Source organism: Candidatus Pelagibacter sp. IMCC9063, assembly GCF_000195085.1.
GTDB lineage: Bacteria > Pseudomonadota > Alphaproteobacteria > Pelagibacterales > Pelagibacteraceae > IMCC9063.
Genome location: NC_015380.1, coordinates 1,039,427 through 1,055,212 on the forward strand (window position 1 = coordinate 1,039,427; position 15,786 = coordinate 1,055,212).

Annotated in this window: 16 protein-coding genes; 6 read left to right on the plus strand and 10 right to left on the minus strand. The window is 32.2% G+C overall.

Going from position 1 to position 15,786, the window contains the following annotated elements; genetic code table 11:
- Nucleotides 1–15: 15 nt before the first annotated feature.
- Genes folK through dapA form a run of 3 tightly spaced genes read right to left on the minus strand, consistent with a single transcriptional unit; the run spans nt 16 to nt 1,865 of the window.
- Nucleotides 16–519 (minus strand): 2-amino-4-hydroxy-6-hydroxymethyldihydropteridine diphosphokinase, encoded by a 504-nt coding sequence (gene folK / locus SAR11G3_RS05520; protein WP_013695814.1) that lies wholly within the window; start codon nt 517–519, stop codon nt 16–18.
- Complete coding sequence (smpB, locus tag SAR11G3_RS05525; protein ID WP_013695815.1) at nt 519–992, minus strand: SsrA-binding protein SmpB; 474 nt, start codon at nt 990–992, stop codon at nt 519–521. The genes folK and smpB overlap by 1 nt, the downstream gene beginning before the upstream one ends.
- Nucleotides 993–1,865, minus strand: a complete 873-nt coding sequence (gene dapA, locus SAR11G3_RS05530) for a 4-hydroxy-tetrahydrodipicolinate synthase (protein ID WP_013695816.1) — start codon at nt 1,863–1,865, stop codon at nt 993–995.
- A gap of 62 nt (nt 1,866–1,927) precedes the next feature.
- Here dapA and SAR11G3_RS05535 point away from each other — a divergent pair, with 62 nt between their 5' ends.
- Complete coding sequence (locus tag SAR11G3_RS05535; RefSeq protein WP_013695817.1) at nt 1,928–4,192, plus strand: lytic transglycosylase domain-containing protein; 2,265 nt, start codon at nt 1,928–1,930, stop codon at nt 4,190–4,192.
- Nucleotides 4,193–4,196: 4 nt separating this feature from the next.
- On the opposite strand, the gene SAR11G3_RS05540 is transcribed toward SAR11G3_RS05535, so the two are convergent.
- Genes SAR11G3_RS05540 through gatC form a run of 7 tightly spaced genes read right to left on the minus strand, consistent with a single transcriptional unit; the run spans nt 4,197 to nt 9,720 of the window.
- The gene (locus tag SAR11G3_RS05540) at nt 4,197–4,496 is read right to left on the minus strand and encodes a TIGR03643 family protein (RefSeq protein ID WP_013695818.1); all 300 of its coding nucleotides are present in this window, start codon (nt 4,494–4,496) and stop codon (nt 4,197–4,199) included.
- Entirely contained in the window at nt 4,489–4,971 is a 483-nt protein-coding gene (locus tag SAR11G3_RS05545; RefSeq protein ID WP_013695819.1) for a peroxiredoxin, read from the minus strand. Before SAR11G3_RS05545 ends, SAR11G3_RS05540 begins: the two co-directional genes overlap by 8 nt.
- On the minus strand, nt 4,971–5,855 hold the full coding sequence (gene trhO / locus SAR11G3_RS05550) for an oxygen-dependent tRNA uridine(34) hydroxylase TrhO (protein ID WP_013695820.1): 885 nt from the start codon (nt 5,853–5,855) through the stop codon (nt 4,971–4,973). The genes SAR11G3_RS05545 and trhO overlap by 1 nt, the downstream gene beginning before the upstream one ends.
- Nucleotides 5,825–6,496, minus strand: a complete 672-nt coding sequence (locus tag SAR11G3_RS05555) for an O-methyltransferase (protein ID WP_013695821.1) — start codon at nt 6,494–6,496, stop codon at nt 5,825–5,827. Before SAR11G3_RS05555 ends, trhO begins: the two co-directional genes overlap by 31 nt.
- 3 nt (nt 6,497–6,499) lie before the next feature.
- The gene (gene gatB / locus SAR11G3_RS05560; RefSeq protein ID WP_013695822.1) at nt 6,500–7,963 is read right to left on the minus strand and encodes an Asp-tRNA(Asn)/Glu-tRNA(Gln) amidotransferase subunit GatB; all 1,464 of its coding nucleotides are present in this window, start codon (nt 7,961–7,963) and stop codon (nt 6,500–6,502) included.
- A gap of 3 nt (nt 7,964–7,966) precedes the next feature.
- Nucleotides 7,967–9,430, minus strand: coding sequence for an Asp-tRNA(Asn)/Glu-tRNA(Gln) amidotransferase subunit GatA (gene gatA, locus SAR11G3_RS05565; RefSeq protein ID WP_013695823.1), 1,464 nt, complete (start codon nt 9,428–9,430; stop codon nt 7,967–7,969).
- A 2-nt stretch (nt 9,431–9,432) separates the two neighbouring features.
- A complete protein-coding gene (gene gatC / locus SAR11G3_RS05570) occupies nt 9,433–9,720 on the minus strand; it encodes an Asp-tRNA(Asn)/Glu-tRNA(Gln) amidotransferase subunit GatC (protein ID WP_013695824.1) in 288 nt (95 codons plus the stop codon).
- A gap of 37 nt (nt 9,721–9,757) precedes the next feature.
- Here gatC and ruvX point away from each other — a divergent pair, with 37 nt between their 5' ends.
- The 5 genes from ruvX (at nt 9,758) to topA (ending at nt 15,786) form a co-directional block, all read left to right on the plus strand.
- Nucleotides 9,758–10,228: a Holliday junction resolvase RuvX gene (ruvX, locus tag SAR11G3_RS05575; protein ID WP_013695825.1), complete on the plus strand. Its 471-nt coding sequence runs from the start codon at nt 9,758–9,760 to the stop codon at nt 10,226–10,228.
- Nucleotides 10,229–10,268: 40 nt separating this feature from the next.
- Complete coding sequence (locus tag SAR11G3_RS05580; RefSeq protein WP_013695826.1) at nt 10,269–11,219, plus strand: aspartate carbamoyltransferase catalytic subunit; 951 nt, start codon at nt 10,269–10,271, stop codon at nt 11,217–11,219.
- Nucleotides 11,216–12,502 carry a dihydroorotase gene (gene pyrC, locus SAR11G3_RS05585; protein WP_013695827.1) on the plus strand — a complete coding sequence of 429 codons (1,287 nt, stop codon included), beginning with the start codon at nt 11,216–11,218 and terminating at the stop codon, nt 12,500–12,502. Before SAR11G3_RS05580 ends, pyrC begins: the two co-directional genes overlap by 4 nt.
- A complete protein-coding gene (gene plsY / locus SAR11G3_RS05590; protein ID WP_013695828.1) occupies nt 12,502–13,068 on the plus strand; it encodes a glycerol-3-phosphate 1-O-acyltransferase PlsY in 567 nt (188 codons plus the stop codon). The genes pyrC and plsY overlap by 1 nt, the downstream gene beginning before the upstream one ends.
- Nucleotides 13,069–13,194: 126 nt before the next feature.
- Nucleotides 13,195–15,786, plus strand: coding sequence for a type I DNA topoisomerase (topA, locus tag SAR11G3_RS05595; RefSeq protein WP_013695829.1), 2,592 nt, complete (start codon nt 13,195–13,197; stop codon nt 15,784–15,786).

The following is a 15,786-nucleotide window of genomic DNA, read 5'->3' on the forward strand; positions in this document are numbered from 1 at the left end:
AACTATATCAAAAAATTATATCTTAGTAATCTTATTGTCTTTAAGACATTTTATTTTTTTTATCAAAAAAGGTATAATAACTCCTGTTCTAGGGTTTTTCCAATAAGGGTTTATTTCTGCCAGAGGCTTCAATACAAAAAGTCTGCTTTCCAAGCTATTGTGAGGAATAGTTAAATTTACTTTTTTGTTTAAAATACTTATATTTTTAGAACGAAAATCAATTATATCTATATCTATAGTTCTTGGAGCATTTTTGAGAGATCTAACCCTTCCGAATTTTTTTTCTATCTTTAAAATTATATTTAGTAGCTTTGTCGCATGAATTTCTGAATTCGCTAATATTACTGAATTCACAAATTCAGGATCCTTAGGGTTTGGATACGCTTTTGATTTATAAAAAGATGACTTGCTTAGAATCCGAATTCCAAATTTTTCTAACTCTCTGTAAGCTTTATTAATAACGAAGGTGGAACACCCAAATTTTGATTTTAGATTGGAGCCGAATGCCAAATAAATCATTAGCTAGTTTTTCTAAAAATTCTTGACTTCTCTCTATCCCAGTCTCTATTCTTTTTAGTTTCCCTTTTATCGTGATTTTTTTTACCCTTAGCAAGAGCTATTTGTACTTTCGCTATTCCTTTTTTGTTAAAATAAATTTTAGTTGGAACTAAGCTATAACCATCTCTATTAATTTTTCCAATCAATTTACTTATTTCTCTTTTTTTTAATAAAAGTTTCCTATTCCTTTTGGGGTCGTGATTATTGTAACTAGATTGCAAATATTGAGGAATGTATGAATTGATTAAAAAAATCTCTCCTTCTTGATCGGTTGCATACGATTCTGAAATAGTGGCTTTGCCTGATCTTAGAGATTTTACCTCGGGTCCAACCAGCTCAATTCCAGATTCAACAATTTCTTCAAAAAAAAAATTAAAACTAGCTTTTCTGTTTTGACAAACAATGTTGTCTACAGGTTTTTTTTTTACACTCATTTAAATAATAGACAAATCTGCCAAAACTTGCTTGATTTGCTGCTTCGAACCTTCAGTGCCCTTTACCAATGGTAGTCTGACATCATCAGTCATAAGCCCTAGTAGCATTAAAGAATATTTTGCTGGAACGGGATTACTTTCAACAAACATAACTTCATGCAAAGGTAACAATTGATCAAAAAGTCTTTTGGCTCTTTCGTCTTCACCAGCAAGAGACAAGCGATGAAATTCTGAACAAATTTTTGGCGCTACATTGGATGAGACTGAAATGCACCCAGAACCTCCTCTTTTGTTGAATTCAAAACTATTTTCGTCATTACCGCTGAGCATCAAAAAATCTTTGCCCATAAGATTTCTTTGCTCTGTAGCTCTATCAAGATTTCCAGTTGCGTCCTTCACTCCAATAATGTTCTTTAATTCATATAGCCGTGCCATAGTTTCCACAGACATATCTACAACTGAGCGTCCTGGAATATTATAAATAACAATAGGAATACCTACGCTATCATTTATAGCTTTGTAGTGCTGATACAAACCTTCTTGAGTTGGTTTGTTATAATAAGGAGTAACAACCAATGCCGCATCAGCATTTGCTAATTCTGCATATTTTGTAAGCTCAATGGCTTCTTTGGTCGAATTAGAACCCGTGCCAGCAATTACGGGAACTCTTCCTTTTGAAATTTTAACAGTTAAATCTATAATTTGCTTATGCTCATTGTGCTCTAAAGTTGGCGACTCACCTGTAGTTCCTCCTGGAACTAAGCCATTTGAACCGTTTAAAATCTGAAACTCTACAAATTTTTCAAAACTTTCAATATCTAAATCACCATTTTTGAATGGTGTGACCATTGCTGTTATTGAACCTTTGAACATAGTTTGCCTATAGTATAATTATTTTAAATATAACATAAAAGAGTTAATTATTAACCTTATTAATGAAGCATCTTAATCTTACAGTACTAATTACAATCTTATTACATTTTCAGATTGAGTATTCTGAAGCGGGACTGATATCTCCAGTAGAGAAACCTTTATTTGAAACAAGTCAAAGCAATTCACAGATTAATAACAAAAAAATTAAACCAGAACCAGTTTCTAATATAAAAGAAAAAACAAAATTAAAGCCTCCTAGTAAATTTAATAATAAAAATAATATTGTTAAAAAACCTACAATAAACAAAAAAAACTTAAAGGCAGCAAAGACAAATCTAAGCAATACAAGCGCTTCTTTAGCTGGTGGGTTCATACCACCTAGTAAGCCCTTGTTGTTAGGTTTTTCGGAAACGTCCTCTACTATATTAAAGGATAAAGATTTTAATTTAGCAAAAAAAACTTTTGCCTATGTGAAGCGAAAATCTTGGAATTCAGCATTTAAAACAGCTAATAAATCTTCTGACCGATTGTTATTAAAAATAGTCACCTGGATGTATTTAAAAGAAAGCAATAACAATTCTACATTTAGGGACTATAAAAAATTTATTGATCAAAATCAAAATTGGCCAAGAATATCTCGTTTAAGGTATCTAGCTGAGCACAAAATTAACTACAAAGATTTATCTGCTATTGAAGTGATTGATTTTTTTAAAGATGAAAAGCCTTCCAGTGGTTATGGCTATATTAGACTGGGAGAAGCTTATATAATATCAGGTAACACAACTTTAGGGGCTCCCTTTATAAAAGAAGGATTGACTACTGCAAAGCTAAGCAAATCTGACCTTCGCTATTTATCGAAAAAATATAAGAATTTTCTAACCTCAGAAGATTTTATTAAAAGAGCGGACTACATGGCGTGGGAATCTGACTACTGGGAATTAAATCGTACCGTAAGATATTTACCAAAAGGATATAAAGAATTATATCACGCTAGATTTGCACTAATGACCCGATCATACGGTGTAGACAGCGCAATATCAAAAGTTCCTGCACGTTTTACAAATGATATTGGTTTGCAATTTAATAGGATGAAGTGGAGAAGAAAAAGAGGCAGATACGACTCTGCATTAGAAATTATAAATAAAAATCAGAATGATCCGGCTCTTTTAATAAAACCTGAGAGTTGGTTTGAGCAGAAATTTATTATTGCTAGAAAAAAAATTGATGAAAAGAAATACGCTGATGCTTACAAACTATTGGATAATCACGGCGTTTTAGAAGTTTCAAGTTTAGCAAAAGCTGAGTGGCATTTAGGCTGGTTAGCATTGAGTTTTTTAGACAAGCCAGAAGTAGCAATTGAGCATTTTAAAAAAATGTATAATGCTGTTGGGTATCCTATAAGCAAATCTCGAGGGGCTTATTGGATAGGAAGAGGATATGAAAAAATTAACAATTTAAACGAAGCTAACAAATGGTTTAAAATTGCCAGTGAGTTTAACGCAACTTTTTATGGTCAACTTTCGGCTAGCAAGATTGGTACGGGAAAAATAAAAATTAGCAATCAATACTCTCTAGATAAGCAGGAGTATAAAAAATTTTTAAAAACTGAGTTGGCAAGAGCTGCAATACTTTTATATGAGTTAAAACGTAGTTCAGACGCTAAAGATATAATCAAGCATTTTGGAGGGGAAGATTCAAAGCTAGAATCAAGAATTTTGGCCGGCGCCTTATCTCAGCAGATTGAACGATTCGATTATGCAATACAAATTTCTAAACAGGCCTCTTATGAAGGCATTAGTCTTTTAGAGTTAAACTACCCAACGATTGAAACTCCAAAGGTAGTAGCTGGTAAAGAAATTTTAGATTCACCTTATATCTTGGCTTTAATCAGGCAGGAAAGTGAGTTTGATGCCTCTGCTAACAGCTGGGTGGGTGCAAGAGGATTAATGCAAATAATGCCAGCTACAGGAAAAATTTTAGGAAAAAGAACTAAACTTGGATACAGTATTCAAAAATTAACTACCAACGAATATTACAACGTCAAATTAGGTTCTTACTATATTACTCAGCTATATGAAAATTTTGGTAATAATATCTACTTAGCTTTAGCTGCATATAATGCTGGGCCCCATAGAGTTAGTAGATGGCTGAAAAAATATGGCGATCCTAGAAAAAATGAAATTGATACAATTGATTTTTTAGAACATATAAGATTTGAGGAAACAAGAAATTATGTCCAAAGAGTAATTGAAAATATACATGTCTATAAATATATATTAGAAAACAAACCTATTAATAACCAAATTCAAAGCTTGTTATACAATTAAAGAATTAATATTTTTCATTTAAATTAAATTTTTTAATACTTTTTCTCGAGTACTCAAATAATTTTCTATGTTTGATTGACTTTTCATTAACACGTTTTCTCCAAAGTTTGAAAGAGGATGGTCTGAGATTTGATCTCATTATCTTAATGACCTCCGACTCTACCTTGTTAGATTTTTCTTTTATTTCTTCAAAAGTAATACGATCTGCCCACGCAGCCCAAATAATCCAATCAATAGAGGTCGTGTCTTTGGGTTCGGGGTTTGCCGATTTTGTTAAAGGTCTGTTCGTTTTTTTTTTAATCATTTAAAGATTTTAAAAAATTAATCATCGTACCTGCATCACTGACATCAAATTTACTATTTTCATCTTTAAAAATTTTTATTATTTTTTTATTATCTACATACATTGAGTATCTAAAAGATCTCATTCCCATTCCAGTCTCAGATCTGTCAGTTAACATATTCATTTCTTTAGTGAAGTCTGCATTTCCATCAGGAATAAAATTAACTTTTTTAACGTTGGAGTTTTTTTTCCATACATTCTGAACGAAAGAATCATTTACACTTAAACAAAAAATATCGTCAACTCCATATTTTTGAATTTTATCATAATTATCCTCATATGAAGGTAGGTGATAGTCGGAACAAGTTGGTGTAAATGCACCAGGTAAAGCAAATACAACTATTTTTTTATTTAAAAAAATGTCATTAGTAGTCTTCTTAATATTTTCTCCATCAATTCTATAAATAAAATTTACATTAGGAACTTGATCTTTCATTATTTTCTCTCCTTATTTTTGTTAGATTCTCTCATGGCAAAACGTTTTTTTTGATCAGGTGTTACTTTGTTATAACAATGTGGGCAATTTACCCCCTGCTTGTAGTTTGTAGATTTTTTATCCTCATCATTAATTGGTATTCTGCATGCATAGCATATTGTATAAGAGCCTTGAATTGATTTGTGTTTAACAGAAACTCTTTTATCAAAGACAAAACACTCTCCATTCCATAAGCTATTTTTTTCTTCTACAGAATTAATATAATTCAAAATTCCTCCTTTTAGCTGGTAAACTTCCTCAAACCCTTTTTCTTTTAAATATTCTGATGCCTTTTCGCAACGAATTCCTCCCGTACAAAATATTGCAAGTTTTTTATTATTTTTTTTAATTAAGCTATCAAAATAACCTTTAAATTCTCTAAAACTATTTACGTTTGGATTAATAGCGCCCTGAAAAGATCCAATGTGATGTTCAAATGGCTTTCTAATATCTATTAAAGCCACATCTTCATTTTTGATAAATTCATTCCAATCTTCTGGTCTTACATGGTTGCCTTTTCTTTTTAAAATATTTTTTTCAATTGGGACTACTTCTTTTTTTATTTTAACCCCAGGTCTGTCAAATGGAATATTGCTAGAGCTTGATAGGTTACTTGAGTCATAAGAGTCGAAAGAAAAATTTTTAAAAAGAAACTGATTAAATTCTTTTACAAAGCCCGCAACGCCTGACACTGTTCCGTTAAACCCCTCCGGTGATAAAATTAAAGTTCCCTTAAGGTCTTTATCGATTAGAAATTTTTTAATAGCTAGTTGATGTTTTTCTAAGTCGTCTAAAATGATAAACTTATAGAAACTTATAATATCGAATTTTTTTTCTTTTTGCATAAAGTCATTCCATCGCCTATGGAAATCATTGTTGTATCTACTCTATTATCATTTTTTATATATTTATTAAACTCTCTTATTGTTTCTGTCTTTTTATCATTTAGTGAAAGGTCTGCAACTTTACCTTTCCATAAAACATTATCAAAAACAATTAGACCATTTTCAGAAATTAAATCTAAACAATTATCGAAATAAGTTTTATATCCAGATTTGTCAGCATCTATAAATATAAAATCAAATAGTAATTTTTGTTTAATGAAATTTTGCAAAGCTGCTATTGCATCAGTATTAATCATTGTAATTTGATTTGTTACTTTCGCCTTATCCCAAAATTTTTTTGCATAGTTTGTTGTTTTCATGTCTTTATCAACTGTAAAAATTTTTCCTTCTTTATCTAAAGCTAAAGCCATAGCAAGAGTGCTATAACCCATAAAAGTTCCTAGCTCTAAAATTTGTTTGTAATTACCAATCTTAATTAAAAAATTTAAAAAAGAAGCTTGCTGGGCACTAATTTGCATATTTGCAATATCTCCAAACTCTTTATAAGAAAATTCTCTCATCTCTTTTTGTACAGCCGTCTCTTCTATATTTTGATATAAGTAATTTTCTAAATCTTTGCTTGAATGAATATTTTTAAACACAAATTATTTAAGCTGTTCTTTCAGAATATCGTTAATTAATTTTGGGTTTCCTTTTCCCTGTGTATTCTTCATTGCCTCTCCAACAAAAAATCCAAACAACTTATCTTTCCCAGCTTTGTATTGTTCAACTTTGTCTTGGTTGTTTTTCAGGATAGTATCAATAATTTTTTTCAATTCCTCAGGATCGGATTGTTGCCTCATTCCCTTTTCATTAACAATTTTTTCGGGATCTTCGTTGTTTTTTACCATTTCCTCAAAAACTGTTTTTGCTATCTTTCCAGAAATTGTATTGTCTTTTATAAGGTTAATTAGTTTCGATAAATTTTTTGCTGAGACTGGAGAATCTTTGATTTCTTTGCCTTCCTTATTCAAGACACCGAACAACTCTACAATCATCCAGTTTGCTGCTAATTTATAATCAGAATCTTTTGCAACCTCTTCATAATATTGCGAAATATCCTGATCTGACACTACAATACTTGCATCATAGCTTGAGAGATCAAAATCATTCATCAATCTTATTTTTTTTTCATCAGGCAGTTCTGGTAGTGAATTTTTTATTTTATCTACAAAGCTTTGCTCTAAAACTAAGGGTAACAAATCTGGATCTGGAAAATACCTATAATCATGAGCATCTTCTTTGCTTCTCATCGATCTTGTTTCAATTTTCTTGGTATCAAAAAGTCTTGTTTGTTGATTAATTGTCCCACCCTCTTCTATTATTTCTATTTGCCTTTTTGCCTCATATTCGATTGCCTGTTGCATAAACTTTATGGAGTTAACATTTTTAATCTCACATCTAGTACCTAAGTCACTGGAGCCTACTTTTCGGACTGAGACGTTCACATCTGCTCTTAGCGAACCCTCATCCATATTGCCGTCACACGTGTTTAAATATCTCATTATAGATCTTAATTTTTTAACGTATTGAGCAACTTCATCTGGGGATCGTAAATCGGGTTTACCCACTATCTCCATTAAAGCTATTCCAGATCGATTTAAATCAACAAAGGAACTTGAGGGGTCTTGATCGTGAATACTTTTTCCAGCATCTTGTTCTAAGTGAAGACGTTCTATTCCAGCGATTTTTGTTCCATAGGGCATATCCAAAACTATTTCACCTTCTCCTACAATTGGAAATTTAAATTGTGAAATCTGGTAACCCTGAGGCAAGTCTGCATAAAAATAATTTTTTCTGTCGAATTTAGAAAAGTTGTTAATTGTAGCCTTTAAACCAAGTCCAGTTTTGACTGCTTGCTCAACACAATACTTATTAATAACAGGTAGCATACCAGGCATTGCAGCATCGACAAAACTAACTTGTGAATTGGGATTGGATCCAAATTTTGTTGAAGAGCTCGAAAACAACTTTGCATTTGATGTGATCTGCGCATGAACTTCCAAGCCAATGACCACTTCCCATTTTCCAGTTTTTCCCTCTAAGAAATAATCAAATTTTTTATCCATTATTTACATCCACCAATCTATAACTTTAGACTTAAAGGAAATTTTTTCTTCCAAAGCATAAGCGCTATTTAAAATAGTTTGTTCATCAAAAGACTTTCCAATTAGCTGCAAACCTAGGGGCAATCCAAATTCGTCAAATCCTGCTGGTATTGAAATTGCAGGTAATCCAGCCAAATTAACAGGTACTGTAAACACATCGTTTAAATACATGGATATAGGATCATTAGTTTTGTCCCCAATTTTAAAAGCAGACGAGGGAGCTGTTGGTGTCAGAATAGTATCCACTTCTTTAAAAGCTAAATCAAAATCATTTTTGATTAATCTTCTAACTTGCTGGGCTTTTAAATAGTAAGCATCATAATAACCAGAAGACAAAACATAAGTACCAATCATAATTCTTCGTTTGACTTCATTTCCAAATCCTTCTGCTCTAGTATTTTCATACATTTCTATCAAATCTTTACCTGGAGCTCTAAACCCGTATTTGACACCGTCATATCTAGCTAAATTAGAAGAAGCTTCAGCAGGAGCTACAATATAGTAAGTAGGCAGCGCATACTTAGTGTTTGGTAATGAAATATTTTTGATAATAGCACCAGATTCTTTCATCCATTCAATGCCCTTGTCCCAAAGAGTTTGTATTTCTTTTGGCATATTATCTACAATATATTCTTTAGGTATTCCTACTTTTAGGCCTTTGATATTTTTATTTAAGCTACTTAAAAAATCACCTTTCTCAATGTTTGCGGAAGTTGAATCTTTTTCATCGTAACCAGAAATAACATCCAACATTAAAGCGCTGTCAGACACGTCTTTGGTCATCGGTCCGGCCTGGTCTAGTGAGGATGCAAATGCAACGATCCCCCAGCGAGAACATCTTCCATAAGTTGGTTTTAAACCTACAATTCCTGTAAAGGAGGCTGGCTGTCTAATAGAACCACCCGTGTCAGTTCCTACTGTCGAAGATGTCAAGTTAGCTGAAACAGCTGAAGAACATCCACCAGAAGATCCTCCAGGAACTAAATGTTCACCATTTTTTTGATAAGGATTTATAACATTACCATAAGCGCTAGTTTCATTAGAGGAGCCCATGGCAAACTCATCGCAATTCAATTTTCCCAAAAGGATAGCACCGCTATCCCATAGTTTCGAAGTAACTGTAGACTCATAAGGAGGAATAAAGTTTTTTAAAATTTTACTAGATGCTGTGGTTTGGACATTTTTTGTACAAAACAGATCTTTCACGGCAATTGGGGCTCCTGCTAAAACTCCACTTTTAAGATTTTTGTCATCAATATTTTTAGCAGATGCTATGGCTTGGTCTAAAGTTTCTGTAACAAAAGTATTTAATTTTTTTGATTTTTTTATTCTGCTGACATAAGCATTTGCTGTCTCTAATGCAGAAAGTTCCTTAGATTTAATTTTTTTAGTTAACTCGACTAAAGTTAACTTTGTAATCTCACTCATACTTATTCGATTACCTTCGGTACAACAAAATAGTTTTTGTTTTTATGTGGAGAATTTTTTAGAATCTCTTCTTTTTCATTCATTTTCTTTACCACATCTTCTCTTTGAAAAAGTTTTTGCTCTACAACAGAAGAAAGTGGCTCTATATCTTTTGTATCTACTTCGTTTAGCTGATCAACAAATTTTAAAATAGTATTAAGATCCTTAATCATAGATGTCTCAAATTCATCATTTGATGCTATCCTTGATAGTTTGGAAATTTTCTTAACTGCTTCTTTATTAATTGTCATTAGACTTAGTGAAAAATTAATCTAAAATAACACTTTAATGAAAACTTACAACCTTTTAGAGAATTCCGATTTTGCAAAACTTATTACAGAAGGTTCTCGCTTGCTTGGCATTGATCCGGGAAAAAGAAATGTGGGTATAGCCATTTGTGATCCTTCTCATTTAATTGCAACGCCTTACGAAACTATTCAAGCTAAGAAATTAAAAAATCTCCTCGAGGAGCTTGATAAAATTATCATAGAAAATAACATTAAGGGAATAGTCGTTGGACACCCGATTAATATGGATGGTACTGAAGGTCCTAGATCTCAATCTACCAAAGATTTTGTAAAAAATATTATCAAGCATACACACCTACCTGTTACCCTTTGGGACGAAAGACTCTCCAGTGTTGGTGCGTTCAAAAGCATGCAAGATTTGGGAATAAACAGCTCTTCAAAGAAGGATAAGTTAGATGAAAATTCTGCAGCTTTTATATTGCAGGGTTTTATAGACTATTTAAAAAAATAACTTGCTTAGTCATGAAAATCAGCCTATAGACCTGATTTTAATGGCAACAAACAAACTTCAAGCTATTAAATTTAATCACACACATCTTTTAGGTATCCAATATTTATCCATTCCCGAAGTTAATCTTATATTAGATGAATCTTTGGCTTTTGTTGATCTCAACAGACAAGAAAACAAAAAATTAAAGATTTTAAATGGAAAGACTCAAATCAACTTATTCTTTGAAAATTCCACTAGAACATTAAGCTCATTTGAATTAGCTGGAAAAAGACTTGGTGCTGATGTTATGAATATGAATGTTGCACAGTCAGCGATTAAAAAGGGAGAAACTTTAATCGACACAGCTATGACTTTGAATGCGATGCATCCTGATATTTTGGTTATTAGACATCAAGACTCAGGTGCTGCAAACCTTCTTTCTCAAAAAGTAAATTGCTCTGTAATAAATGCTGGAGACGGTCGTAGAGAACACCCCACCCAAGCTTTATTGGATGCAATGACAATTAGAATGAAAAAAGGAAAAATAGAAGGACTCCGTGTAGCTATTTGTGGAGATATTTTGCACTCTAGAGTAGCTAGATCTAATATTTATTTATTAAATATGCTTGGTGCTGAGGTTAGAGTTATTGGCCCCTCAACTTTAATGCCAAAATATATTGAGGGATTTGGTGTCAAATCTTTTACTAATATGGAGGAGGGTCTGGAGGGTTGTGACATAATTATGATGTTAAGAATGCAGACCGAAAGAATGGATGGGTCTTACATGCCCTCTACGAGAGAATATTATGAATTTTTTGCACTTGATTATAAAAAAATTAAAAATGCAAAATCAGATGCTTTGATTATGCATCCAGGCCCTATGAACAGAGGAATAGAAATTGATACTAATCTAGCAGATGACATCAATAGAAGCATCATAGTACAGCAAGTTGAGATGGGAGTTGCCGTACGAATGGCTGTTCTTAAAATTTTAATGGAAGCTAAGCAATGAAAAAAAAAGCTATAATCAATACAAGAATTTTAGATCCAAGAAATAATATAGATGAGATTGGTGGAATTTTGATTAATGATAGTGGAAAAATAGAAGCGATTGGAAAAAAGGTTACAAAAGAAAATGTTTCGAATGCTGAGATTTATGATTGCAAAAACAAAGTGTCGATACCGGGAATAATAGATATGAGGGTCTTTGTCGGTGAACCAGGTTTTGAATACAAGGAAAATTTTAGGACTCTAAGTCAAGCTGCAGTTTCTGGAGGCGTAACAGGAGTCGCTACCATGCCCAATACCTTGCCGTTAATAGATAACGTTTCAACATTAGATTTTGTTAAAAGAAGATCCAGAGACAAATCAATCATCAAAATATTTCCAATGGCTACCTTAACTAAGGGGGCTAAAGGATTGGACATGACAGAATTTGGCCTTTTAAAACTTAGAGGTGCATGGGGATTTACAGATGGTACCCAATCCATTCAAAGCAATAAAGTTATGGATCAGATATTTAACTACGGAAAAAACACTGACATACTTATAATTCAATTTGCTCAAGATAATGAATTATCAGAAAATGGAATGATTAATGATAGTTTACAGGCGACCAAGCTTGGTCTTAAAAGTATTCCAGAATCTGCAGAGCAGTTAATAATCGAGAGAGATCTAAGACTTTTAGAAAATTACAATACCAAATATCATATAGCTTTAATATCTTCAAAAAAATCATTAGAAATTATTAAAAATGCAAAAGATCGTGGGTTAAAATTTACAGTAGGTGTTTCTATAAATAATTTGTCTCTTAATGAAAATGATATTGGAGATTTTAAAACTTTTTTAAAACTTTCTCCCCCATTAAGATCTGAGGAAGATCGACTTGCACTTATAGATGGTGTTAAGCAAGGATTGATAAATGTTATTGTTTCTGATCACAAGCCAGAAGATGAAGAATCGAAAAGATTAACATTTCAACAAGCGACTACTGGAGCATCTGGAATTGAAAGTTTGTTATCATTAGGTCTTGAGTTGGTTCATAATGGAAGTTGCGATCTAAATACACTGATTAAGAATTTAACATCTAATCCAGCAAAAATTTTAGGAATTAGGAACGGCACTTTGTCTGTTGGTAGCGAAGCTGACATTGCTGTATTTGACCTTAATAAACCCTGGGTCTTTAAAAAAGAAAATATAAAATCTAAATCAAAAAATACTGCAATAGAAGATAGAAAGCTGCAAGGCAAAGTTGAAAAGACTTTCATAAATGGTGATTTAGCTTTTTCTGAATAATGGAATCTTTAATTATAGTTACAATCTATTCTTATATTCTTGGCAGTATTCCATTTGGTTTAATTTTTTCAAAAATTTTAGGTTTTGGAGACATTAGAAAAATAGGATCTGGAAATATTGGTGCGACAAACGCCCTTAGGACGGGAAGTAAAAAACTTGCATTTTTAACTTTGCTGTTTGATGTTGGAAAAGGCTCTCTTGCTGTCTTTTTAACTCTTAAATATTTTAACGAACACTCTTATACGTCGGCAATATTTGTTTATCTTGGGCACATTTTTCCTTTGTGGCTGAAATTTAAAGGAGGAAAAGGTGTCGCTACATACGTGGGCGTAATTTTGCTTATTAATCCAATTTTATTCTTGGTCTTTATTTTTAGCTGGTTACTTACTGCAAAAATTTTAAAGGTCTCTTCCGTGTCAGCATTGGTGGCTTATTTTATCGTAACGACTGCATCTTTTTTTATTTATGATCAAAATATTTTTTTATTAAATTTTTTCTTTCTAATTTTTTCTATTTACACCCATAGAGAAAATATTAAGCGTCTCATGCAAAAAATAGAAAAATAAAGATCCCTACAGTCTCTAAAATTTTTATAATTAATAGATAAAATATAGGAAAAGAGCCTTCTTTAAATAATTGAAATTAACAAATATTTGACAATAAGCATTTTTTTTGACAGTGGTTCAAATATTATGAATCTCGTAATAGTAGAAAGCCCAGCAAAAGCTAAAACAATTAATAAATATCTTGGGTCTAATTACATAGTATTAGCTAGCTTTGGTCATGTGAGAGACCTTCCATCAAAAAACGGATCCGTTGATACAGAGAATAATTTTAATATGGTCTGGGAAATAGATACTGCTTCTAAGAAACATATCAAAGAAATAGCAGATGCTGCTGAAGATTGTGAAAAAATAATTCTAGCTACTGACCCAGACAGAGAAGGAGAAGCCATAGCTTGGCATGTAAGACACATACTGGAAGATAAAAATCTTTTAAAAGGTAAAAAAGTAGAAAGAGTTGTTTTTAATGAAATTACCAAAAAAGCAGTCGTGTATGGAGTTGAAAATCCAAGAGATTTAAACATAGAGTTAGTAAATGCGTATTTAGCTAGAAGGGCCTTGGATTACTTAGTTGGCTTTAACATATCACCAATTTTATGGACTAAATTGCCGGGTTCAAAGTCAGCAGGCAGAGTTCAATCCGTAGCATTAAAAATTATTGTAGAAAGAGAGTATGAAATAGAACTTTTTAAGCCTGAGGAATTTTGGACTTTAAATGCAGTTTTTAAAAATAGCCAAAATAAAGAAATTAATTCAAAACTAAATATATACGATTCAAAAAAAGTTGAAAAATTTTCATTCAAGAACAAAAAAGCTGCGGAAAATGCAGTTGCTGAAATAAATAAAAATGAATTCAAGGTTAAAAGTATTGAAAGCAAGCCATTTAAAAGAAATCCCTACGCTCCTTTCAGGACTTCCACAATGCAACAAGATGCGTCAAGAAAATTGGGCTTTGGAGCTTCAAGAACCATGCAGGTAGCTCAAAGATTATATCAAGGCATAGATATAGAAGGCGAAACAGTAGGTCTAATTACATACATGAGAACAGATGGTACTGATATTTCCTTGGATGCAGTAGCGGATTGCAGAACATTCATAAAAAATGAAATTGGTGAAAAATACTTACCTTCAGAAGCAAGAAATTATTCTGGGAAAAAAGCCAAAAATGCTCAAGAAGCGCATGAAGCTATTAGACCAACAGATATAACAAGAACTCCCAATTCCTTAAAGTCAAAATTAGATAAGGATCAGATGAGACTTTATGAATTAATATGGAATAGAACTGTATCTTCTCAGATGGAGAGTGCAGAGTTTGAAAGAACTGCCATTGACTTTACAAACCAGTCTAGCAGTATGATATTTAGAGCCAATGGCTCTATTCAGAAATTTGATGGATTCTTAAAGCTTTATCAAGAGGTTAAGGATGAGGATGATAAAGAAAAAGAGGATTCTGATGAAGATAATATTTTACCAGAAGTGGTAAAAGATGAAATTTTAAAAATTGACAAAGTCCTTAATGAACAGCATTTTACCCAACCACCTCCAAGATACTCAGAAGCTAGTTTAGTTAAGAAGCTAGAAGAGCTAGGGATTGGAAGACCCTCTACTTACGCAAGTATTATTTCTGTTTTATCAACTAGAAACTATGTTGAAGTACTCAATAAAAAATTTACTCCCACAGACAGAGGAAAGTTAATTACTTCTTTTTTAAACCAATTATTTACTAGATACGTTGATTATAATTTTACTGCAGGCTTAGAAGAAAGTCTTGATGATATAACAACAGGTAAGGCTGACTGGATTGAGGTCTTGGCTAAATTTTGGAAAGAATTTAACCAGAATGTTCTCGAAGTCAAAGAATTAAGAACTAGGGCTATCCTAGACATGATGAATGAAAGCTTGGGAGAAATTATTTTTGACAAAGATAATGAAGGCAAAATAAAAAGGTCTTGTGAATGTGGTGGTGAATTAAGTTTAAAAACCGGAAGATTTGGTGCTTTCATTGGTTGTTCAAAATATCCTGATTGCAAATTTACACGTCCCATGTCACGTATTAAAGCAGCTGAACAAGACTACCTTGCCGAACCAAAAGAAATTGGAAAAACAGAAGACGATAAAAATATAGTTTTAAAAAAAGGTAGATTTGGACCCTACTTGCAAGTTGGAAATGATGAGAAGGAAATGAAGAATGTATCTATTCCTAAGGGCATATCTTTAGATGATATAGACCTTGATAAAGCCAGGTTCTTAGCTTCATTGCCGAAAGTATTGGGACAGTATCCTGAAAACAGTATGGATATCACTCTTAACAATGGAAGATATGGCCCATATGTTAAATGTGATAAAAAATCAGCTACTTTAGAAGCTCCTGAGGACATTTTTTCAATAGGTTTAAATAAAGCTATCACTATGATTGCAGATGCCAAACCAGGAAGAAGGTCTTCTAATGAAATTAAACTTATTGGAGAACATCCAGAAGATAAAAAACCAGTAAAAGTTATGAAAGGTTCTTACGGACCTTATATCAAATACAAAACAATTAATGCTACGATACCTGATGATAAAGACCCTGAAAGCGTAACTATGGAAGAGGCTCTTGATTTAATTGAAAAAAGATTAGAGTATGACTCAACCAAAAAAGGTAAAAAAATAAAAAAGAAAACAGCTAAGAAAAGAAAACCTAAAAAAAAAGCTGATAAAAATAAAGATGAAGAAAAATAA